19 protein-coding genes and 1 pseudogene are annotated in these 20511 nt (G+C 65.7%); 8 read left to right on the forward strand and 12 right to left on the reverse strand.

What is annotated here, in order from left to right:
• The first annotated feature begins 379 nt into the window (after positions 1-379).
• The 5 genes and pseudogenes from ACU0BR_RS01140 (at position 380) to ACU0BR_RS01160 (ending at position 5173) form a co-directional block, all read left to right on the forward strand.
• A pseudogene (locus ACU0BR_RS01140) lies at positions 380-785 on the forward strand (YbaK/EbsC family protein).
• Positions 786-1006: 221 nt separating this feature from the next.
• Positions 1007-1660: a protein-L-isoaspartate O-methyltransferase family protein gene (locus ACU0BR_RS01145; RefSeq protein ID WP_446155000.1), complete on the forward strand. Its 654-nt coding sequence runs from the start codon at positions 1007-1009 to the stop codon at positions 1658-1660.
• A gap of 39 nt (positions 1661-1699) precedes the next feature.
• Positions 1700-3064, forward strand: a complete 1365-nt coding sequence (locus ACU0BR_RS01150) for a TolC family outer membrane protein (RefSeq protein WP_446155001.1) — start codon at positions 1700-1702, stop codon at positions 3062-3064.
• Between the two features lie 111 nt (positions 3065-3175).
• Entirely contained in the window at positions 3176-4552 is a 1377-nt protein-coding gene (locus tag ACU0BR_RS01155) for a hypothetical protein (RefSeq protein ID WP_446155002.1), read from the forward strand.
• Positions 4553-4600: 48 nt separating this feature from the next.
• On the forward strand, positions 4601-5173 hold the full coding sequence (locus tag ACU0BR_RS01160; protein ID WP_446155003.1) for a cobalamin biosynthesis protein CobQ: 573 nt from the start codon (positions 4601-4603) through the stop codon (positions 5171-5173).
• Between the two features lie 121 nt (positions 5174-5294).
• On the opposite strand, the gene ACU0BR_RS01165 is transcribed toward ACU0BR_RS01160, so the two are convergent.
• Positions 5295-5609, reverse strand: a complete 315-nt coding sequence (locus ACU0BR_RS01165) for a DUF6280 family protein (RefSeq protein WP_446155004.1) — start codon at positions 5607-5609, stop codon at positions 5295-5297.
• Between the two features lie 214 nt (positions 5610-5823).
• On the opposite strand from ACU0BR_RS01165, the gene efp reads away from it, so the two are divergent.
• A complete protein-coding gene (gene efp / locus ACU0BR_RS01170) occupies positions 5824-6387 on the forward strand; it encodes an elongation factor P (RefSeq protein ID WP_446155005.1) in 564 nt (187 codons plus the stop codon).
• 57 nt (positions 6388-6444) lie between these two features.
• Here the strand turns inward: efp and ygfZ are convergent, their stop codons facing one another.
• Positions 6445-7203, reverse strand: coding sequence for a CAF17-like 4Fe-4S cluster assembly/insertion protein YgfZ (ygfZ, locus tag ACU0BR_RS01175; protein ID WP_446155006.1), 759 nt, complete (start codon positions 7201-7203; stop codon positions 6445-6447).
• A gap of 65 nt (positions 7204-7268) precedes the next feature.
• Here ygfZ and ACU0BR_RS01180 point away from each other — a divergent pair, with 65 nt between their 5' ends.
• Positions 7269-7961 carry a TIGR04283 family arsenosugar biosynthesis glycosyltransferase gene (locus ACU0BR_RS01180; RefSeq protein WP_446155007.1) on the forward strand — a complete coding sequence of 231 codons (693 nt, stop codon included), beginning with the start codon at positions 7269-7271 and terminating at the stop codon, positions 7959-7961.
• Here ACU0BR_RS01180 and ACU0BR_RS01185 read toward each other — a convergent pair whose 3' ends face one another.
• Positions 7962-9719, reverse strand: a complete 1758-nt coding sequence (locus ACU0BR_RS01185; protein ID WP_446155008.1) for an ABC transporter ATP-binding protein — start codon at positions 9717-9719, stop codon at positions 7962-7964.
• The gene (locus ACU0BR_RS01190) at positions 9716-10423 is read right to left on the reverse strand and encodes a fused DSP-PTPase phosphatase/NAD kinase-like protein (protein ID WP_446155009.1); all 708 of its coding nucleotides are present in this window, start codon (positions 10421-10423) and stop codon (positions 9716-9718) included. The genes ACU0BR_RS01185 and ACU0BR_RS01190 overlap by 4 nt, the downstream gene beginning before the upstream one ends.
• Positions 10424-10661: 238 nt before the next feature.
• On the opposite strand from ACU0BR_RS01190, the gene ACU0BR_RS01195 reads away from it, so the two are divergent.
• Positions 10662-11882 (forward strand): pyridoxal-phosphate-dependent aminotransferase family protein, encoded by a 1221-nt coding sequence (locus ACU0BR_RS01195; RefSeq protein ID WP_446155010.1) that lies wholly within the window; start codon positions 10662-10664, stop codon positions 11880-11882.
• Between the two features lie 16 nt (positions 11883-11898).
• Here the strand turns inward: ACU0BR_RS01195 and ACU0BR_RS01200 are convergent, their stop codons facing one another.
• The 8 genes from ACU0BR_RS01200 to ACU0BR_RS01235 all read right to left on the reverse strand — a co-directional run bounded on the left by ACU0BR_RS01200 (position 11899) and on the right by ACU0BR_RS01235 (position 20458).
• Positions 11899-13023 carry a pyridoxal phosphate-dependent aminotransferase gene (locus ACU0BR_RS01200; RefSeq protein ID WP_446155011.1) on the reverse strand — a complete coding sequence of 375 codons (1125 nt, stop codon included), beginning with the start codon at positions 13021-13023 and terminating at the stop codon, positions 11899-11901.
• Between the two features lie 206 nt (positions 13024-13229).
• Positions 13230-14138, reverse strand: a complete 909-nt coding sequence (locus tag ACU0BR_RS01205; RefSeq protein WP_446155012.1) for a class I tRNA ligase family protein — start codon at positions 14136-14138, stop codon at positions 13230-13232.
• Positions 14060-16441, reverse strand: a complete 2382-nt coding sequence (locus ACU0BR_RS01210; RefSeq protein WP_446155013.1) for a valine--tRNA ligase — start codon at positions 16439-16441, stop codon at positions 14060-14062. Before ACU0BR_RS01210 ends, ACU0BR_RS01205 begins: the two co-directional genes overlap by 79 nt.
• Positions 16442-16521: 80 nt before the next feature.
• A complete protein-coding gene (locus ACU0BR_RS01215; protein WP_446155014.1) occupies positions 16522-17361 on the reverse strand; it encodes an ABC transporter permease in 840 nt (279 codons plus the stop codon).
• Positions 17358-18254 (reverse strand): ABC transporter permease, encoded by an 897-nt coding sequence (locus ACU0BR_RS01220; protein WP_446155015.1) that lies wholly within the window; start codon positions 18252-18254, stop codon positions 17358-17360. The genes ACU0BR_RS01215 and ACU0BR_RS01220 overlap by 4 nt, the downstream gene beginning before the upstream one ends.
• A gap of 100 nt (positions 18255-18354) precedes the next feature.
• Positions 18355-19077 (reverse strand): transporter substrate-binding domain-containing protein, encoded by a 723-nt coding sequence (locus ACU0BR_RS01225; protein WP_446155016.1) that lies wholly within the window; start codon positions 19075-19077, stop codon positions 18355-18357.
• 32 nt (positions 19078-19109) lie between these two features.
• On the reverse strand, positions 19110-19883 hold the full coding sequence (locus ACU0BR_RS01230) for an ABC transporter ATP-binding protein (protein WP_446155017.1): 774 nt from the start codon (positions 19881-19883) through the stop codon (positions 19110-19112).
• 128 nt (positions 19884-20011) lie between these two features.
• On the reverse strand, positions 20012-20458 hold the full coding sequence (locus tag ACU0BR_RS01235; RefSeq protein WP_446155018.1) for a tellurite resistance TerB family protein: 447 nt from the start codon (positions 20456-20458) through the stop codon (positions 20012-20014).
• Positions 20459-20511 lie beyond the last annotated feature (53 nt).

A 20511-nucleotide genomic window follows, 5' to 3' on the forward strand; every position in this document is an offset into this window, starting at 1 on the left:
GCAGACCGTTCAAGACAAGGCACAAAATAGTGCCCTTATTTTGGCAACCGAGTAAGGGTTAGACCGTCTAAACATTCACGTTTTGTCCGCCGTTTTTTGGCGGATAAATCTAGGTAATTTACCCAATAAAAACAGACACCTCCGGTTTCTTGCAAATCCGTGTACACCGGTTCGATTCCGGTACTCGCCTCCATCCTCTTTCCATGATTTGAATCGCTGCGTCAGGTGCGCGATTTTGCTGCGGGTCGCGGCCTGTGGCAGACCGCGCGGGATGGTGGCGCGTGTTGGCCGCGGCAGGTGGAGGAGGATGATGTCCAAAAGCGTGAAGCGTGTGGAGAAGGCGGCGCGCGGGGCGGGGCTCTCGATCTCGGTACGGCGCATGGCCGAGGGCACCCGGACGGCACAGGATGCCGCGGCGGCCTGTGGCTGCGACCTGGGCCAGATCGTCAAGTCTATGGTGTTCGAGGGGGCCGAAAGCGGCGCGTTGAAGCTGTTGCTGATCAGCGGCGCGCATGAGGTCGATCTGTCGCGGGCGGCGGGGCTGTTCGGGGAGGGCCTTGCGCGCGGACCCCAGGCGGGTTCGTGCGGAAACGGGCTTCGCGATCGGTGGCGTGGCGCCGATCGGGCATCTGTCGGAAATAGAGACATGGATGGATGCAACGCTGCTTTCCCATGATCTGGTGTGGGCGGCGGCCGGAGCGCCCGATGCTGTCTTCTCCGTCGCGCCGGCGGCGCTGATGGAGGCGAGCGGCGCCAGAAAGATAAACCTGGCCGACATGCGCTGATGGGTGGCCTGTGGCCCGCGTCAGCCCGCGGTCCGCGCCCGTGATCGCCGCGCCGCACGGCGCCCTTGCGGTGTGCCGACCGGCTTCCCCGGCCTGTGCCGCTGTCGTGGAAAGGTCACGCGCGGGCGCGGGTGCATGGCGCGCCGGGGGTTGGACGTTGCCCTGTTCTTCGCCTTGTGGCATGTCCCTAGCAACGCAACTGGACAGGGTGCAAGCGCTCCATGCCGAACTTCGCCGCACGCCGCACAATGATGGTGGACACGCAGGTCCGCCCCTCCGATGTCACCAAATTCCCGATCATCGACGCGATGCTCTCGGTCCCGAGGGAGCTTTACGTGCACAGCGCGCAGCGCGAGATCGCCTATATGGGAGAAAATATCGAGATTGCCCCCGGTCGCGTGATGCTGGAGCCGCGCACCCTGAGCAAGATGCTGGATGTTCTGAACATAGAGCCGGACGATGTGGTGTTGGACCTGGGCTGCGCGATGGGCTATTCCACCGCGGTCATGGCGCATCTGGCGCAGACCGTCGTGGCGGTGGAGGAAGACCCCGACACCGCGAGGGAGGCGCAGGCGCTGCTGTCCGAGCAGGGCGTCGACAACGCCGCCGTGCTGGAGGGGCCCCTGGCCGAAGGTGCGGCGCGGCACGGGCCCTATGACGTGATCTTTCCGCAAGGCGCGGTCGAGGTCGTGCCCCCCGCCTTGCTGGAGCAGTTGAAGGAGGGCGGCCGCATCGGCTGCATCTTCATGGAAGGCGCGCTGGGCGTCGCGCGCGTCGGGCACAAGATCGACGGCCATATCACCTGGCGCTTCGCGTTCAACGCCTCGGCGCCGGTATTGCCGGGGTTCGTGCGCAAAGAGGCGTTTACCCTCTAATAACAATAAACGTGTTTCATGCAGGCGGGACTTGGTACGATGATTTTCAGAGTTTTCAGGAAAACCACTTTGCTGGCCGGTGTCTTCGTGCTCGGCGTCACGTCGGCGGGCGCGGAAACGCTGACCGATGCGCTGGTCGCGGCCTATCGCAACAGCAACCTGCTGGAGCAGAACCGGGCCCTGCTGCGGGTCGCGGACGAAAATGTCGCGCAGACGGTCGCGGGTCTCAAACCCATCCTCAGCTACATCAGTTCGGCGCAGGCGACCTCGCCAAAGACGGGTCGCAACCGGGTGGTGGTGTCGGCGGGCCTGTCGGCGGAATGGCTGCTTTACGATTTCGGCGCCACGCAACTGCGCGCCGAGGCGCAGAAGGAAACCGTGCTGGCCACCCGTCAGGCGCTGATCGACATCGAGCAGGGCGTGCTGCTGAACGCGGTGCAGGCCTATATGAATTATCGCCGCGCGCAGGAATTCGTGGCGCTGGCGCAAAGCAACACCACGTTGATCACGCGCGAATTGCGCGCCGCCAACGATCGGTTCGAGGTGGGCGAGATCACGCGCACCGATGTTTCCCTGGCGCAGTCGCGTCTGGCGGAATCGCGCGCCAATCTGGTCAGCGCGCAGGGCCAGCTGGCCGATGCGCGGGAATTCTACCATTTCGCCGTGGGCCGCTACCCCGGCAAGCTGGCGCCGCCGCCGCGTGCGCCGCAGACCGCCAAATCGCAGGCCGCCGCGCGTGCCATCGCGGTGCGCACGCATCCCAACGTCAAGCAGGCCCAGCATGAGGTCTCTTCCGCCGAACTGTCCGTCGCGCGCGTGGAGGCGTCGATGAAGCCGCGGATTTCGGTGCAGGGCAGCTTCAACAAGAGTTCCGCCTCCGCGGCTTACAACAAGTCGGTGTCGCTGAACGTGAACGCGCCGATCTATCGCGGCGGGGCGCAGACCAGCAGCTACCGCGCCGCCTTCGCCCAGGCGGAGGCCGCACGCTCCGGCCTCGGCCAGACGGTGCGCGCGATCCAGCAGGAGGTCGGTAACGCCTGGACGTCTGTTCAGGTGGCGCGCGCGCAGATTAACGCGTCGCAGGAACGTATCCAGGCCGCGCGCGTCGCCTATCGCGGTATTCGCGAAGAGGCGTCGCTGGGCGCGCGGACCACGCTTGACGTGCTGGATGCCGAGCAGGAATTGCTCGATGCGCAGAACAGCTTGATTTCCGCGCAGGCCGACGAATACATCGCGATCTATGCGGTGTTGTCGGCGATGGGTCTGCTGACGGTCGAGCATCTGAACCTCGGCGTCGAGACATATGATCCCACGCAATATTACAATCTGGTAAAGACGGCCCCGGCTTCGACCATTCGCGGCGACAAGCTGGACCGGGTGTTGCGGGCGCTGGGCAAAAAGTAACAATCGTCACTATCTGTTGTGTGAAAACTGGCGGGGGGCTACACTCCCTGCGAGGTTATGAGGGCGTAAAAAATGTCGGATGCCGCAAAGCAGGCTGCAAAAGAAGACGTATTGTCATCCATCAGGCGTCTGGTCGCAGATGATAAACCGGCCCCCGGACCCGGTTCCGCGCGGGAGCGGAGAGAGCCGACATTCACCACCTCGGCCCGCGCCGATGCGCGACCGGCGGGTTTCCGCAAACCCTCCGACGAGGCCGCGGGCGGTGCGGAAACCCTCGACGGTTCCACGCCTTCCGCGCGGGCGGAGCGGTTTCGCCACGCATCGACGACCGATCATGCGCGTCGGCCGCTCGACTTGTCGCCGCTGGCCGTCACGCCCGACACGCCGTCCGCCGACAGCGATGCGGCCGAGGGCGCAGGCGATACACCACCTGCGGCGGACGACGCGACGGACAGGGCGACGGACAGGGCGGCGGCAAGGGATGCGCTCGTCCTGACGCCCGATTTCCGCGTCTCGCCGCGCCCCGAGGACGCCCCTTCGGCGAAGGCCGCACGCGAAGCCGATCCCTCGACCGACCCCCTCGCGGATCTGGGGCCGCTGCGGGTCGAGCCGTCGACCAAACCGGCCCGAGAGGGCGATGCGTCCTACTTTCAGATGGACGGCACGATTCCGTTTTCCGACCCCGAGCTGATCCCGCTGCCCAAATTCCTCACCAGTCGCCGCGCCGCCGTCGCCGACCGCGAAGGTCGCAGCACGCTCGACTGGCAGGATGACGCGGCAAAGCCCGCCGCCTCGACACCGTCGTGGTTCCACGTCCCCGAGGCCGCCATCGAGGAAGCGCGCCGCGAGGAAGAGCGTGACCACCGGGAGGGCATGGAGGAGGCGGCGGCTGCCGCCCGCCCGGCGCCCGGTGCCGCCGATATGGACAAGGCCGATTTCGACATGGCGAATTTGGATCTGGCGGACCGGGATAGCGCGGGGGCAGAGCCCGCCGCGCGCGGAAAGGCCCGGCAGTCGGATGACGGCCGTGATGCCCCCTACATCGATCGAACTGCCGCAGAGGCGGAGGCTGCCCCGTTCCGCGAGACCGGGCAGACGACCCCGCATGCCTCCTTCTATGAGGACGAGCATTACGAGCCGCCGTTTAAGGACATGGTGTCCGGCGACGATCTTCTGCTTGCGGCGATGGAGCGCGCGCTGGAGGAGGGCGATTCAGAAGAGCGTGCCCATGCCGCGCGCGGGGATACAGTCGACCCCGATCTCGACAATCCCACAGAGGAGGCCGATGTGGCCGAAGATGTCGACGACCAGGATCGTTTCGCCGTGCTGGAAGACACGGTCCTCGACGAAGACGGGCTGAGGGAACTCGTTGCCACGCTCGTGCGGGAGGAGCTTCAAGGTGTTCTGGGCGAACGGATCACGCGGAACGTGCGCAAGCTCGTCCGGCGTGAAATTCACCGCGTTCTGGCAAGCCGCGATTTCGAATAACGCGCGGCGCAGCCTGCCCCGGGGCGCGCGAGTGGCCGCTGCCCCGTCATGAACACGCCCGCGCATCTTGTGCTGGGTCTGGCCTTTTTCGGGCGTCGCGGTCGCCCGCGTGTCAATCTGGGCGTGCTGGCCGGGGGGCTGGCGCCCGATTTATCCCTTTTCGCACTGACCGGCGTATCGCTCTTCGTGTTGGAAATTCCCGCCGATCGGGTCTTCGGCACGCTGTATTATTCCGACGGCTGGCAAGCGGTCTTTGCCGTGGACAATTCCTTTCTGCTTTGGGGGGCGGGGCTGGCGGTCGCGTTCTGGCGCGGGGCGCTGCCCTGGATCAGCTTTGCGCTGTCGGGCCTGCTGCATCTGTTGGCCGACTTCCTGCTGCACGGGCGCGACGCGCGTGCGCAGTTCTGGCCCCTGAGCGACTGGAAGTTCTCGAGCCCGGTCAGCTATTGGGACCCGAGCCGATACGCGGGCATCGTCGCCCCGCTGGAGGTGGGGGTCGTCCTCCTTGCCGCGCTGTTCGTGTTTTGGCGGCACGGGGCGCTATGGGTGCGGGTGACGGCCGTGGCACTCTGCCTGGCCGAGGTGGCCAGTCTGCGCCACTGGCTCCATTTCATGAGCTGAAGCCAGATCCGGGGCGCCAGGCCCCAGGCTGCGTCGGCGCAGAGGGTCAAGCGGGTGGCATGAATCGGAAAGGGCACACCCGGCGGGTGTGCCCTTTCCGATACCGAACCCGTTTTCGGGATCAGGCCGCTTCGGCTTGTTGGCTGCGGCGTTCGCTTTCTTCGCGCGACAGCGCCACGGAGGTCCGCACACCGTTCTGTACGAAGCTCATCAGGCCCGTCACCACGCGTTCGTTGGGGTCGATGCCCGCGCAGGACAGGACCTCGCGCCCATCGCGCGACCGCGCCCAGCGGGCGATCTGCTCGGGGCCGTTGCCGTATTTCTTGTCATCGGCGATAGCATCATCCAGGGCGGCCAGAACCACGGCGGCAAAGAGTTTGCGCGACCGCTGACCCTGCTCGTAGTTGAATGCTGTGCCGTCAACGAAATCAATCATCTCGTTTCCTTATTATTGCTCTTGCGATTTTGGCGTGAGGCCGTTTATGACGCGTTTCCACTGATTCTGTGTCCCTAATTAGGAATGGCAGTCATGCGCGTCATGCATAGCTCTCGGTGAGGTCACACTGTATCTAGTCACCTTGCCAGGGGCTTTCCTGCCAGATATAGGTGCCGTCAATCTCCTATCAACCTTTTGCCCAGGTTTCGCCTTAATGCCCAAGATAAACGGAAATGAAATTCGCCCCGGAAATGTCCTCGAACACAGCAACGGTCTCTGGGCCGCGGTCAAGGTCGATCACGTCAAGCCGGGCAAGGGCGGTGCCTTTGCGCAGGTCGAGCTGCGCAATCTGCGCAACGGCTCCAAGTTGAACGAACGCTTCCGTTCCGCCGACAAGGTCGAGCGCGTGCGGCTGGAGCAGAAGGATCAGCAGTTCCTCTACGAAAGCGACGGGATGCTGGTGTTCATGGACACCGAAACCTACGAACAGATTGAACTGCCTGCCGAAATTCTGGGTGAGCGGCGTCCTTTCCTGCAGGACGGGATGACCATCCACATCGAGTATTACGAGGCCGAGGCGCTCAACGCCACGTTGCCGCAGAAGGTGACCTGCAAGGTGGTCGAGACGGAGCCGGTGGTCAAGGGCCAGACCGCCGCCAACAGCTTCAAGCCCGCGATCCTCGACAATGGCGTCAAGGTCATGGTGCCGCCCTTCGTGGGGCAGGACGAGGACATTGTGGTCAACACCGAAACGATGGAATATTCCGAGCGCGCGTGACGTCGCGTCGTCAATCGTGGCACATCGATGAAAGCGCGGGCAGGGGCCCGCGCTTTTTCATGTCAAAAGCGTGACCGTGGCGTCGGCGGCGCGCATTTCGCCCTCTGTGCGGTCGAACCGCAGATAGGCGAGGCCGCGCCCTTCGGCCTGGGTGAACAGCGTGCCCGCCGCGCGCCCGTCGGCGGCGGTGACAGGGGTGGCTACGGGCACCTGCGCGGAAACCGCGACGCGGCGCAGGCCCTTGCGCAGCTGGGTCTTGTGTTTCATCCGCGCGGTGACCTCCTGCCCGACGTAGCAACCTTTGCGGAAATCGATGCCGTTCAGCCGGTCCAGGCCGAATTCCAGCGGAAAGCTGTCATTCGCCACCAGCTCGACCCCCGCGCGCGGGATCGCGTGTTCCACGCGCAGCGCGTCCCAGTCGATGGGTCCGGCATCAGTCAGGCCGGGGGCCGCGTCCTCATGATAAAGGCGCCAGCCCAACGCCGGGTGGCGCGGGTCGTGCAGCGCCCGGGCAGGGGGCTCGCCCAGGCCGCGCTGCACCGAAATGCCGGTTGCCACAAGGCTGACGTCGGCGCGCAGCTTGTACATCGTCAGCCGCCGGATGAGGTCGGGCGCCAGTGCTGCCGCCACATCGAGCAGCAGGCGGTCCGGCTCCGTCTTCAGGAAGAAGTCGGCCAGATACTTGCCCTGCGGCGTCAGCAGCGCGGCATAGCTCAGCCGGTCCGGCGTCGCGGGCGCATCGTTGGTGACCAGCCCGTGCAGAAATTTCACCCGGTCGGCGCCTTCGATCGCGATCACCTGTCGGTCGTTGCTCATAGGTAGCATTCCTTTTTCCCGCGGGGCTAATATAGGGATGCCACCGACCAGCGAAAGCCCGTTCCATGCGCGCACCGATCTCTGTCATCATTCCCACGCTCGACGCGGGGGCGGCGCTGGGGCCCACGCTGGCCAGCCTGGGCGAGGGGCTGGAAGCGGGCCTGATCCGCGAGCTCATCTTCACCGACGGCGGGTCGTCCGACGCCACGCTGGCCATTGCGGCATCGGCCGGGGCGCATGTGATCAACGGCGCGCCGGGGCGCGGCGGGCAGTTGCGGCGCGGCTGTCAGGCGGCGCATGGCGACTGGTTTCTGGTGCTGCACGCCGATACCGCGCTATCGCCGGGCTGGAGCACGGTCGTCCTGGCCTATCTGTGCGAGAGGCGGACCGATCGTGCGGCGTATTTCCGTCTGGCGTTTCGCGATGGCGGGCGGGCGGGGCGTATCGTGGCGGGCTGGGCCAATCTGCGCAGCGCGCGCGCCGGATTACCCTATGGCGATCAGGGGCTGCTGATCCATCGGGATCTTTATCACGAGGCGGGCGGCTATCCCGACATCCCGCTGATGGAGGATGTGGCCATCGCGCGCGCGCTGCGCGGGCGGCTGACGGTGCTGGGGGCGACCGCCAGTACCAGCGCGCGCCGCTATCTCAGCGAAGGGTGGCTGCGCCGCGGGGCGCTCAACCTCGGCCTTCTTGCACGCTACCTGACGGGCACCCCGCCCGAGCGTCTGGCGCGCGCATATACGCGCCGCCGCTGATCACGCGCCCTCGATCTGGAGCCTGTGCAGATCGGCATAGATGCCGCCGCGCGCCAGCAATTCGTCATGCGTTCCCTGATCCACGACGCGGCCGCGGTCCATCACCACGATCTTGTCGGCCTTTCGCACCGTCGAAAGCCGGTGCGCGATCACCAGCGTCGTGCGCCCCTCGCTCAGCCGGTCGAGGGCGGCCTGAACGACGGCTTCCGACTGCGCGTCGAGCGCGGAGGTCGCCTCATCGAGCAGCAGCACGGGGCGGTCGCGCAGCAACGCGCGGGCGATCGCCACGCGCTGGCGCTGTCCCCCCGACAGGTTGGAGCCGCGCGGCCCGGCGGGACTGTCGAGCCCCAGATCCAGCTTGGGCAGGAAATCGACGACATGGGCAGCCTCGAGCGCGGCCTGCAGCCGCTCTTCGCTCACGTCGGAGCGGCCCAGCAGGATGTTTTCGCGGATCGACTCGTCAAACAGCATCGCATCCTGCGCCACGACCGAAAACTGGCCGCGCAGCTGCGCCAGATCGAGTGTCTGCACGTCCACGCCGCCGATGCGCACTTCGCCCGCGCTGGCGTCGACCAGTCGGGTCAAGACGTTGAAAACCGTGCTCTTGCCCGCGCCCGAGGCCCCGACCAACGCCGTGGTCTTGCCCGCTTCGGCGGTAAAACTGGCCCCCGCCAGCACGGGCAGGTCGCCGTATTGCAGATGCACGTCGTCCAGCGTGATTTCCGGCAGCCCGTCCGGCAGGGCGCCGGGGCGGGGCGGGCTTTCCAACGTGGGGCGCGTCATCAGAATCGCGCGGATGCGCTCGATCCCCGAGGCCGCGACCTGCCACAGGCCGCTGACCGCGCCGAGCCTGCGGATCGGATCGAACGTCAGCGCCATCGCGGTGAAGAAGCTCATGAACTCGCCGACGGTCTTTTCGCCGTCGATGATTTCCCGCCCGCCGTAGATCAGCACACCCAGAAACCCTATTCCGGTGGCGATATCGACCAGGCTGGGCACCATGGCGCGCCAGAAATTGGCGCGCAGTTCATGCCCGACCTTGTCGCCGATCAGATCGGAATAGCGGCGGGCCTGATACTCCTCCAGCAGGTTCAGCTTGATCGGGTTGATGCCGTGGAAGACCTCGTCGAGGCGGGTCGACATCTTGGCGTTCAACTCCTGCACGCCGCGCGCGTTGCGGCGCACGAACCGCTGCGCAAGCTGCGCGGGCAGCATGATCAGCGGCGCGCCCACCAGCGCCACCAGCGTCCAGCGCCAGTCCACCCACAGCGCCACCGAAAAGAGCGACACGAGCGAGACGAGATCGCGCCCGGCGCCCGCGATCAGCGCGTTCCAGATCTGCGCCACGCTCAGCACATCCGACTGCACGCGGCTGATCAGATATCCGGGGGGGTTCTTCTGATGATAGACGGTATCCAGCGCCATGAGATGGCCCAGCAGATCCTTCTGGATGTCGCGCATGGTGAATTGCGACACCCGCGCCATGATGACCTTTTGCGCGACGCTGGTGAAGGCGCGGATCAGGAAGATGGCGAAGATCGCCATGCCCACCCACCACAGCGCATTGGTGTTGCCCTGTAGGAAGACCGTATCGAACATCGGCTTGAGCATGTAGCTGAGCGCGCCCAGCATGCTGCCTTCGACCGACATCAGGATCAGCGCCAGCACCATCCAGCCGGTATGCGCGCGCAGGTATCTGTGCCACAGCCAGCCGAACAGCTGCCGGTCGGTCGTGGGGTCGGGATGATGCTCGCTCATGTGCGCCCGCTTTTCCGTTTGCGCCGGGCCCGATGCTCGGCAAAGCGCACCGTCAGAACCTCGGGGTCGTATTCGTGCCGCACCCAGTCCTCCAGCCCGACGCCGGTTTCGGCGTGCCGTTCTGCAAAGCTGTCGAAAAGTGCGTCGATGATGCCGGTCTTGGTCCAGCGCAGGTGGATGTAGCGCAGCCCCAGGTGCCGCCGCGCGCGGTCCAGCGGCTCGCCCTCGAAGATCACCAGATAAAGGACCGCCGCCAGCGACGTGCGGTCCGCGCCGGATTTGCAATGCATCAGGAACGGCCTGTCGATCCGGCGCATGATGTCGATCAGCTCCACCAGGCGTTCGCGGTAGGGGGCCTCACGCGCGCGGATGGGCAGGTCGATCAGGGTCAGTCCCAGGGCCTCGCAGCTTTCGCGCTCGAACAGGTAGGGGCTGTACTCGGTTTCGCCGCGCAGGTTCAGCACGGCACGGATGCCCTTGTCGCGCAGCTTGGCCAGCCGCGCGTGGCCCGGCTGGTTGGATCGGTAGACCCCTTCGGCCACACGGTCGAAATTGCTCCACCAGCTGCGCAGGAACGCATGATCGAACAAATGATAGTGCCACTTGAGCGACCGCCGCACCGCGGGCGAGGAAATGTCCTCTCCGGCCTTCGGCGTCCTCAGCCGTCTTTCGATGGATTTCAGGGAGGGCACGCGAAAGATCACTCAATTCCAAAGGGAGCGGCGGAGCGGGAAACCGGGTCGCCATCACCATCGACAGCAGGCCCTGCGACCGCCGGACAAGGCCCGACCGGGTGTAGGTGGAAACCCGGCCGCTGACAAGCCCGCCGACGGCGGCGCCGTGGCGGAAGGGCGGGGCGGAAGGAAGGGGCCGAAGGACGGGGCGGCCGCAATTGACCTTGCCCCGCCCCGGACCTAATGCTTGGCAGCGGGAGGGGACGGCATGACTTTGGCTCAAGGAAGAGAATACCTGGCGATCCCCGGGCCCTCGGTGATACCCGACCGGGTATTGCGCGCCATGCACCGCGCCTCGCCCAACATCTACGCAGGCGAATTGGTGGACATGGTCGCGGGCCTGACGCCCGATCTGAAGGCGCTGGCGCGCACCCGTCACGATGTGGCGATGTATATAGCCAACGGGCACGGCGCCTGGGAAGCCGCCCTCGCCAACACCGTAACCGAAGGCGACCGGGTGCTGGTCCTGTCCACGGGCCGCTTTGCCGAGGGCTGGGGCGAAGTCGCCCGCATCCTGGGCGCCGATGTGCAGACCCTGGATTTCGGCAAACGCGCGCCCGTCGATCCGCAGCAGCTCGAAGAGGCCCTGCGCGAAGAGGGCGCGCGCGGCATCGCGGCCGTGCTTTGCGTGCAGGTCGACACCGCAAGCAGCGTGCGCAACGACATCCCCGCGATCCGGGCGGCGCTGGATGCGGCCGGGCACGATGCGCTTCTGATGGTCGATTGCATCGCCTCCTTCGGATGCGAAACCTTCGAGATGGACGCCTGGGGCGTCGACGTCATGGTGACGGGGTCGCAAAAGGGGCTGATGACCCCGCCCGGCATGGGCTTCGTGTTCTTCAACGACAAGGCCGCGCGTCGGGGCCACGATATCCGGGTCGCCTCGAAATACTGGGATTGGCAGCTGCGTGCCCGCCCCGAGGTGTTCTATGAATATTTCGGCGGCACCGCCCCCACGCATCATATCTACGGCCTGAGAGAAGCGCTCGATATGATTGCGGAGGAGGGCGTGGAAAAGGTCTGGGCGCGCCACGCCACGCTTGCCCGCGCGATCTGGGCAGCCGCGGAGGTCTGGGGCCAGACTGCGGGCCAGGGCGCGGGCCAAAACGGGGCGATGGAACTGAACATAGCGGAACCCGCCTGCCGCAGCCATGCGGTGACCGCGCTGCGGCTCGGCGCGCCGAACGGGACTGCGCTTCGCGACTGGCTCAGCGATCGGACGGGCGTGACGCTGGGGATCGGCCTTGGCATGGCCGCGCCGGGCGATCCGGCCTGGCACGGGTTTTTCCGCATCGGGCACATGGGCCACGTCAACGCGCATATGATCATGGGGGTTCTGGGAACGATCGACGCGGGGCTCAAGGCGCTTGCTGTGGACCACGGTGCCGGGGCACTGGATGCGGCCAGCGCGGTCGTCGCCACCGCCTGAGCCGCTCGGCGCGGGCTCAGCCTGTCGGGGGCGTTTGATCGCGGGCTGTTCGCAGCGCCTCGGGCAGGGCGGCGGCAAAGGCATCCAGATCGGCGGGCTTGCCGCAGCTGACGCGGATGGCGCGGTCCTGGGGGGCGACGAAGGGCATCCGCACGAAGATCCCCCTTTCGATCAGCGCCGCCACGACCGCGCGCGCAAAGGCGCCATCCCGTCCGCAGTCGATCGTCACGAAATTCGTGGCCGAGGGCAGGGGGGTCAGCCCGTTGTCGCGGGCGATGGCGCCGATCCTGTCGCGCGCGGCCGCGACCTGCGCCTGCACCTCGCGCAGATAGGCCTGATCGTGCAGCGCGGCCAGCGCGCCCGCCTGCCCGATCCGCGCCATGGCGAAATGATTGCGGATCTTGTTGAACCCGGCCAGCGTTTCCGGGGCGCCGATGGCATAGCCCACCCGCGCGCCCGCCATGCCGTAGGCCTTGGAAAACGTGCGCATCCTGATCACGTTGGGCGCACCGACATCCAGAGGCGGCGCCGTGCCTTCGGGGGCCAACTCGATATAGGCCTCATCGAGGATCAGCAGGCTGCCGTCGGGGATGCACCGCAGCTTTCCGGCCAGGGTGGCGCCGTCGTGCCAGCTGCCCATCGGATTGTCGGGATTGGCGAGATAGATCAGCTTCGCACCGACCTCGGCGCCCTTGGCGAGCAGCGCGTCCACGTCCTCGTGATCGCCGCGGAACGGCACCTTGTGCAGCTGCCCGCCGTAGCCCATCACATGGTAGTTGAACGTCGGATAGCCGCCGTCGGATGTCACCACCGGATCGCCAGGCGCCACGGTCAGGCGCACCAGATAGCCCAGCAACCCGTCGATGCCCTCTCTGATCACGAGGTTTTCGGGCGCGATCGCGTGATGCGCGGCCAGCGCCTGTCTCAGATCGTGGTTCTCGGGATCGCCGTACATCCAGCATTCCGCGGCCGCACGTTCCATCGCGCGGATCGCCCGAGGTGATGGGCCGAACACGCTTTCATTCGCGCCAAGACGCGCCACGAAAGGCGCGCCGCGCGCGCGCTCCTGCGTTTCGGGTCCGACGAACGGGACGCTGTCGGGCAGGCTGCGGGTGAGGTCGGTAAATCTGGGTCCGGTCATGGGCCAACACAACCGCAAACGCGCGTCGGGGGCAAGGCGTCAGTCGGTGGGCAGCGCCCCCGATCCAGCCTGGACCGGGGGGCCTTCCAAATGGGCGGTCATCGGCGTCCCCGCCTGTACCGCGAGATCATCGTCGCAGCCCGATCTTTCCAAATGGTTTAAATATCCATGCCTCCGGCGGGGATATTTTCGCCATCTGGAAAGGGTCAGTCCAGTTCGGCCAGGCGCGCATGGGCGGCGCGCATCTTTTCGGCCTCTTCTTCCTTCAGGGCCAGCTGATCGCGGGTATCCTGCACGACCTCTTCGGGGGCGCTGGCGACAAATTTGGGGTTGTTGACCCGCGCGCGCATGCCGCCCATTTCCTTTTCCAGCTTGCCCAGCGTTTTTTCCAGCCGCTCCTTTTCCGCGGCCACGTCGATGATTTCCGCCAGTGGCAGGCAGAAGGTACCGCCCTCCACCGCGATGGTGGCCGACCCCTTGGGCGCATGTTCGGCCCGGGTGAGGCTGTCGATCCGCGCCAGGCGCATGATCAGCGCCTCGTTGCGGGTCCAGGCGGACTGGCCCGCGGCATCGAGGTCGAGTTGCAGCATCGAGATCTTGGCACCGGCAGGCACATGCATTTCGCCGCGCAGCGAACGCACCGCGTCGATCAACGAGATGACCCAGCCCATTTCGCGGTCGGCCTCGGGGCTGGCCAGATCGGCGGCGCGGTCGGCGGGCCAGTCGGCGAGCGCCAGCATGCCGTCGCGGGGGCCGGTGGTGGCCCAGAGTTCCTCGGTGATGAAGGGCATCATCGGGTGCAGCAGGATCATGCATTGGTCGAGCACCCAGCGCATGGTGGTGCGCGTTTCCGACAGCACCTCGGGATCTTCGGAAAACAGCAGCGGTTTCGCGAATTCCACGTACCAGTCGCAGACCCGTCCCCAGACAAAGCTGTAAAGCACGCTGGCCGCATCGTTGAAGCGGTAGGCCGCCAGCGCCGCATCGACATCCTCGCGCGCGCGAGCGGTCTCTCCGACGATCCAGGCGTTGACGGTCAGCGCGGGGCGGGGGGCAGCCGTGACGGGGGCAGTTCGAACACGCCGTTCATCTCGGCGAAGCGCGCGGCGTTCCACAGCTTGGTGCCGAAGTTGCGATAGCCCGCGATGCGCGCGGTCGACAGCTTCAGGTCGCGGCCCATCGCGGCCATGACGGCCAGGGTGAAACGCACGGCATCGGCGCCGTATTCGTCGATCAGCTCCAGCGGGTCCAGCACGTTGCCCAGCGACTTGGACATCTTCTTGCCCTTCTCGTCGCGGACGAGCGCATGGACGTAAACCGTATGGAAAGGTTTCTCTCCTACGACTGCATATTGCATCATCATCATGCGGGCGACCCAGAAGAAGATGATGTCAAAGCCGGTCACAAGAACGGAGGTCGGGAAATACTTCGCGTAGGCCTCGGTATCCTCGGGCCAGCCGAGCGTGCCGATGGGCCAGAGGCCGGAGGAGAACCAGGTGTCGAGGACGTCGGGGTCGCGGTAGACTCCGTAGCAAAGCTGATCGTTATCGTTAAAAAACGGCCCTGCATCTTGAGGCTCTACTTCGCAAACCAACACATCCTGGTTCAACCGCCCCTCAACATATGAACGAATCTCGTTCCTAAGGCTTTCGAACGAAGACCCGCAAAACCTCTTTTGCTCATCACCTACCACGAGGAGATTCAGCATAAATGATTTGTCAGCCTTGGTGATTGGGTCGAAACGCTCAAGCGAGCCGTCGGGTATTTTGAGTGTTGGCCCATACCACACCGGAATCCGGTGCCCCCACCACAGCTGGCGGCTGATGCACCAGGGCTCGATATTCTCCAGCCAGTGGAAATAGACCTTCGCGTCGCGTTCCGGCAGGATCTTTGTGCCTTCGGTGGAGCCCTCGGGCCGGTCCTGACCCTTGCGCACGGCCTCCAGCGCCGGGCCCACGATCTTGTCGGTATCGACGAACCATTGGTCGGTCAGCATCGGCTCGATCACCACCTTGGAGCGGTCGCCGAAGGGTTGCATGATCGGCTTGCTCTCGACCAGCGGCACGAGGGCGAGCTCCGGCGGCGTGGCGCCTTGCTCAAAGCTGTCGGTTGGCGCCCCGTCCTGCGCGCCGCCCTTGGGCGGTTTCGACGCGGCGGAGGCGCGGCCAAGACGCGGATCGCTCTCCGGCACCATCACCGCCAGCCCCTCGGCGGTGATGTCGGCCACCACACGCGCGCGCGCTTCGAAGCGGTCCAGCCCGCGATAGGCCTCGGGCACCAGGTTCATCGCGGCGATCTTCGCCTCGTCGAACTCTTCTTCGCCGCGGGCGATGCGGCCGGCGATCTCGGCTTCTGCGGCATAGGGGCGGCCGTCGGCGCGCATCGCGCCTTTGGTGTCCATCAGCGCGTACATCGGGATGTTGCCGCGCTTGGCCACCTGATAATCGTTGAAATCATGCGCGCCGGTGATCTTGACCGCGCCCGAGCCGAAATCCTTGTCGGGATATTCATCGGTGATGATCGGGATCAGGCGGCGGTGCTCTTTGGGGCCGACCGGAATTTCGCACAGCTTGCCGATGATCGGCGCGTAACGCTCATCCGAGGGGTGCACCGCGACCGCGCCATCGCCCAGCATCGTTTCTGGCCGCGTGGTGGCGATTGAGATATAGTCGCGGGTTTCGCGCAGGGTGACGGTGCCGTCCTCGTCCCGCTCGACGTATTCATAGGTCTCGCCGCCAGCCAGCGGGTACTTGAAGTGCCACATGTGGCCCGGCGTCTCGATGTTCTCGACCTCTAGGTCGGAAATCGCCGTCTCGAAATGCGGATCCCAGTTGACCAGCCGCTTGCCGCGATAGATCAGCCCGTCTTCGTACATACGCACGAAGACCTTCATCACCGCGTCATGGAAATTCGGCGCGCCGCTGCCGCGGTCCGGGTCGCCCGGGGCGCCGCCCATGGTAAACGCTTCGCGTGACCAGTCGCAGGACGCACCCAGCCGCTTCAGCTGGCCGATGATCGTGCCGCGCGACTTGACCTTCTGCTGCCAGACGCGCTCCACGAATTTCTCGCGGCCCATCTCGCGCCGGGTGCCTTCGCCGTTGGCGGCCATCTCGCGCTCGGTCACCATCTGGGTGGCGATGCCCGCGTGGTCGGTCCCCGGCTGCCACAGCGTGTCGAACCCGCGCATCCGGTGCCAGCGCACGAGGATGTCCTGCAACGTGTTGTTGAAGGCATGGCCCATGTGCAGGCTGCCGGTGACGTTGGGCGGCGGGATCATGATGGAAAAAGGCGCCGCGCCCGGTTTCGCGTTGGCCCCGGCCCGGAACGCGCCCGCGTCTTCCCAGGCTTTGTAGAGGCGGTCTTCGGCTTCGGTCGCGTTGAAGGTCTTTTCCATTGGCATAGCGGCATCCGTCAGCATTCAGGGTTGCCGTTCCTTAGCGATTCGACCGCCGAAGGGAAAGGGATAGCGCCACTGCGCGGGCGCGCGCCTGTGCGGCGCTAGCGCAGCAGCGGCACCCGCAGGCGGATGCGGCGGCGCTGTTCGCGTGGCAGGTGCCGGTTCAGCCGCGCGTTGACCACACCGAACAGCGTGATGACCGTCAGCGTCAGCAGCACGAAATAAAACGCCACGATCGGGTAGGGCACGAAGGGATTGAACGTCTTGTCGGCAAAGTAATTCGCGTAATAAAGCGCGTCGCCCTTTTGCCGCCAGGCGGGGAATCCCGAAAAGAACACCAGCGTGGTGGCGTGGAACAGAAAGATCGCCTCATTCGTATAGGCGGGCCAGGCCAGCCGCAGCATGGTGGGCCAGGTGATGCGGCGAAAGCGCGACCAGCCGGTCATGCCATAGGCGTCGGCGGCTTCCAGCTCTCCTTTCGGGACGGCACGCAGCGCGCCGTAGAAGATCTCGGCCGAATAGGCGGCGGTGTTGAGGAACAGCACGATCAGCGCGCCCATCCAGGCGCGGGTCAGCCACCGGGTTTCCGCCGTCAGCTCGACAAAGCCGAGGTTGATGTCGATGCCGACCTTGGGCAGCAGCACGAAGGTTTCATAGGCCAGAAAGAACTGGATGAAGAGCGGCGAGCCGCGGAACAGAAAGATGAACCATTCGCTGGGTTTGCGCAGCAGCGCGCGGGGCGAGGCCTTGCCCACCGCCAACGCGGTCGCCAGAAAGAACCCGGCCGTCAGCGCGAGCACGCCGAAGTAGATGTTCCAGATCATCCCCGATCCGATCAGGGTGAACTGTTCGCAAAGGGTGAAATCGCTGCGCGGCAGCAGCCGTTCGCCGATGCCGACCGAGCGCAGCGCATAGGCTTGAACCGTGTCCCAGCAGCTCATGCCGCACCGTCCAGCGCGCTGGCCTTGCGCTGTTGCTCGCCCGACAGGGTGGCCTGACCGTGCGATAGGCGGATCATCAGACGATCCAGGGCCACCTCCGACACGCGTGTCAGCAGCAGGTAGAACACCAAAAGCCCCAGGAAGTAATAAAGCCGCCAGTCCGGGTGCGGATAGGAAAAGGCGCCGGTCTTCATGCCGCCCAGTTCGCGCGCCCAATAGACGATATCCTCGACCCCCAGCAGGAACAGCAGCGGCGTGGCCTTGACCAGCACCATCCACAGGTTGGACAGGCCGGGCAGCGCATAGACCCACATCTGCGGCACCAGCACGCGGCGGAAGGCCTGGCGCGGCGTCATGCCATAGGCCTCGGCGGTTTCGATCTGGGCGCGGGGCACGGCGCGCATCGCCCCGTAAAGCACATTGGCGGCAAAGGCGCCGAAGACGATGGCAAAGGTCAGCACGGCCAGCGAAAAGCCATAGACCTCATGCACCCATTGCGGGCTGGAAGACAGCGGCAGCTTGGCGGCGGCGCAGACGACGAAATCATTGCCCTGCCGGATCGGCTGGTCCCAGTCGGGGCATTTGACCTGATGGCGCAGCCATTCGAACCCCTGATCCAGGGCGATGACGAAGAACAGGAAAAAGATGATGTCGGGCACGCCGCGCACCACCGCGATATAGGCCCGGCCCAGCCAGCGCAGCGGCAGGATCGATGAGCGCGCGGCCACCGCCCCCCCGAACCCCATCGCCAGCGCCACCGGCGCGGTGATGGCCAGCAGCAAGAGCACCGTGCCGAACGACGCGTAGAAGCCCAGATGCTTTCCGGTCGTCAGATAACACGACAGCCATTCGAAACCTTGAAGCGCAGACGGGTCGGTGCAGTAGGAAAACATCGCTCAGCCCTTGTGTTCGGTGTCGGCTGCGTCGGGTGACGGTTCGGCCCCGGCGCGTGCGCCGGGGCCGGAGGTATGTCCAATGGCCGGAAAAGCCCTATCAGAACGTGCGGGCGTCCTCGCCGAACCATTTCTTGATCAGCTCGTTCAGCGATCCGTCCTCCTTCATCGAGCTGATCGCGTCGTCCAGCTTGCCCTTCAGTTCCGTGTCCGATTCGCGCACACCGACACCGATGCCGCGGCCCAGCAGCACCTCGTCGCCGACAAAGCTCAGCTCGCCATTCGATTCCGCCACGATCGGCTCCAGGTACCCCTTGTCGGCCAGGATGGCGTCCGCCTCGCCATTGCGCACAGCGGCGAGCGATTCGTCGGGCGTGGCGAATTCCACCAGCGTCGCACCGGAAGAGGCGACATGGCTCGCCTGGATGGTGCCGGTCTGCGCCGCGATCACGGCGCCGTCGAGGCTCACATCCGCCGACAGCGCGGCGTAGGCGGACGGGTCGGGGGGGTAATAGGCCTGGGTGAAATCGATGACTTCATCGCGCTCGTCGGTGATCGACATGCCCGCGATGATCGTGTCGTAGTTCGACGACACCAGGTTAGGGATGATCGAATCCCAGTCGTTGGTCACCCATTCGCACTCCAGCTTGGCGCGGGCGCAAAGCTCGTCGCCCAGATCGCGCTCGAAGCCGTCGACCTCGCCGCTGTCGTTGATGAAGTTATACGGAGGATAGGCGCCCTCCGTACCCATGCGGATGGTCTTGGCCGCCACGCCGCCCGCGCCAAGCGCCAGGACGACCGCGGAAAGGATCAGTTTGTTCATGGTGTTGCTCCCAGGTTGATGGCGCTGTTTTATCAGGCTGACACAGTCGCGCTCAGAAACTGTCGCAGCCGGTCGGTCTGCGGATTGCCGAAGACCGAATCCGGGGGGCCCTGCTCTTCGATGCGGCCCTTGTGCAGAAAGACGACGTGATCGGAGAGATCGCGCGCCAGGCGCATGTCATGCGTCACGAGAATCATCGTGCGCCCTTCGGCGGCAAGCGCCTGGATCACCCGCACGACCTCCTGCTCCAGCTCGGGGTCGAGCGCGGAGGTCGGCTCATCGAACAGCAGCGCCTTGGGTTCCATCGCCAGGGCGCGCGCGATGGCGGCCCGCTGCTGCTGGCCGCCCGACAGCTGCGCGGGCCAGGCATCGGCCTTGTCGCCGATGCCGACCTTGTCCAGCAACTGCCGTGCGCGGGGCTCCACCGTCGCGCGTTGCTCGCCCAGCACGGTCAGCGGCGCCTCCATCACGTTCTGGAGGATCGTCATATGCGCCCACAGGTTGAACTGCTGGAACACCATCGCCAGATTGGTTCGGATGCGCAGGATCTGGGCGCGATCCGCCGGCTGACGTGCCGACCCGCGCCCGCGCCAGCGCACGGCCTCGCCCTCGAACAGGATCTCGCCCTGCTGGCTGTCCTCCAGCAGGTTAGCGCAGCGCAGCAGGGTGGATTTGCCTGATCCGGACGAACCGATCAGCGAAACCACATCGCCGCGCCGTGCCGCGATATCGACGCCCTTCAAAACTTCGAGATCGCCATAGGTTTTGTGCAGATCGCGAATCTCGATGACTGGTGCTTGGGTCAAATGGGGTCCGTGTACTGAAGCGTGGACGGCAGTAAGGGCGAGAAACGCGCGGATTGCAACGTCGATGTGGCGCGACCGGAACGGGCGACGCCGCGTTATCGACGCGAATGCAGCTGCGCGGGGGGCGATCAGCCCCCTTCGCGCTGCTCGACGCGCCGCCGGGCAAGATTGCTGTCCCGGTCGTTGACGCCAAGCAGGGAGGCGACAAGCCGCATCAGCGCATCCTCCTCATCTTCGCGGCTGCCGTCGGCAAGCACCACGCTCCACAGGGCTTCCATCACCGATTCGCGCTGTTCGTAGGCGACCGTATCCTTGATCGCCCGGGTGAACCGCACCGTGTCGGGGGCCTGCGCCTCCAGCGTTTCCGCGGCAGAGCGAAGCTCCTCCGCCTTCTGATCCGTCAGCCCGTAGCGCGTCTTCAACACACGGTCGATCCTGCGGATCTCGGCGGGCGCATAATCGCGATCGGATCGCGCGATGCGCACCAGCAGCGCGGCCAGCGCCAGACGCGCATCGTCTTCGCCAAGCGGCGCGGGGTCGGGCGCCGTCAGGCGCTTGAGGAAATCGGAAAACATGCCCTCTGGTATAGGCGATGCGCGCGCCGGTGCAAGGCCCGCCGGTGACACGC

It is taken from the genome of Brevirhabdus sp., assembly GCF_052826345.1.

What these genes read in the sequence shown, in the direction of transcription:
- ACU0BR_RS01145 (WP_446155000.1), top strand. Translation starts at nt 1,007, where the DNA reads ATGCCGAACTTCGCCGCACGCCGCACAATGATGGTGGACACGCAGGTC.
- ACU0BR_RS01150 (WP_446155001.1), top strand. Translation starts at nt 1,700, where the DNA reads ATGATTTTCAGAGTTTTCAGGAAAACCACTTTGCTGGCCGGTGTCTTC.
- ACU0BR_RS01160 (WP_446155003.1), top strand. Translation starts at nt 4,601, where the DNA reads ATGAACACGCCCGCGCATCTTGTGCTGGGTCTGGCCTTTTTCGGGCGT.
- ACU0BR_RS01165 (WP_446155004.1), bottom strand. Translation starts at nt 5,609, where the DNA reads ATGATTGATTTCGTTGACGGCACAGCATTCAACTACGAGCAGGGTCAG.
- efp (WP_446155005.1), top strand. Translation starts at nt 5,824, where the DNA reads ATGCCCAAGATAAACGGAAATGAAATTCGCCCCGGAAATGTCCTCGAA.
- ygfZ (WP_446155006.1), bottom strand. Translation starts at nt 7,203, where the DNA reads ATGAGCAACGACCGACAGGTGATCGCGATCGAAGGCGCCGACCGGGTG.
- ACU0BR_RS01180 (WP_446155007.1), top strand. Translation starts at nt 7,269, where the DNA reads ATGCGCGCACCGATCTCTGTCATCATTCCCACGCTCGACGCGGGGGCG.
- ACU0BR_RS01185 (WP_446155008.1), bottom strand. Translation starts at nt 9,719, where the DNA reads ATGAGCGAGCATCATCCCGACCCCACGACCGACCGGCAGCTGTTCGGC.
- ACU0BR_RS01195 (WP_446155010.1), top strand. Translation starts at nt 10,662, where the DNA reads ATGACTTTGGCTCAAGGAAGAGAATACCTGGCGATCCCCGGGCCCTCG.
- ACU0BR_RS01200 (WP_446155011.1), bottom strand. Translation starts at nt 13,023, where the DNA reads ATGACCGGACCCAGATTTACCGACCTCACCCGCAGCCTGCCCGACAGC.
- ACU0BR_RS01210 (WP_446155013.1), bottom strand. Translation starts at nt 16,441, where the DNA reads ATGCTGACGGATGCCGCTATGCCAATGGAAAAGACCTTCAACGCGACC.
- ACU0BR_RS01215 (WP_446155014.1), bottom strand. Translation starts at nt 17,361, where the DNA reads ATGAGCTGCTGGGACACGGTTCAAGCCTATGCGCTGCGCTCGGTCGGC.
- ACU0BR_RS01220 (WP_446155015.1), bottom strand. Translation starts at nt 18,254, where the DNA reads ATGTTTTCCTACTGCACCGACCCGTCTGCGCTTCAAGGTTTCGAATGG.
- ACU0BR_RS01225 (WP_446155016.1), bottom strand. Translation starts at nt 19,077, where the DNA reads ATGAACAAACTGATCCTTTCCGCGGTCGTCCTGGCGCTTGGCGCGGGC.
- ACU0BR_RS01235 (WP_446155018.1), bottom strand. Translation starts at nt 20,458, where the DNA reads ATGTTTTCCGATTTCCTCAAGCGCCTGACGGCGCCCGACCCCGCGCCG.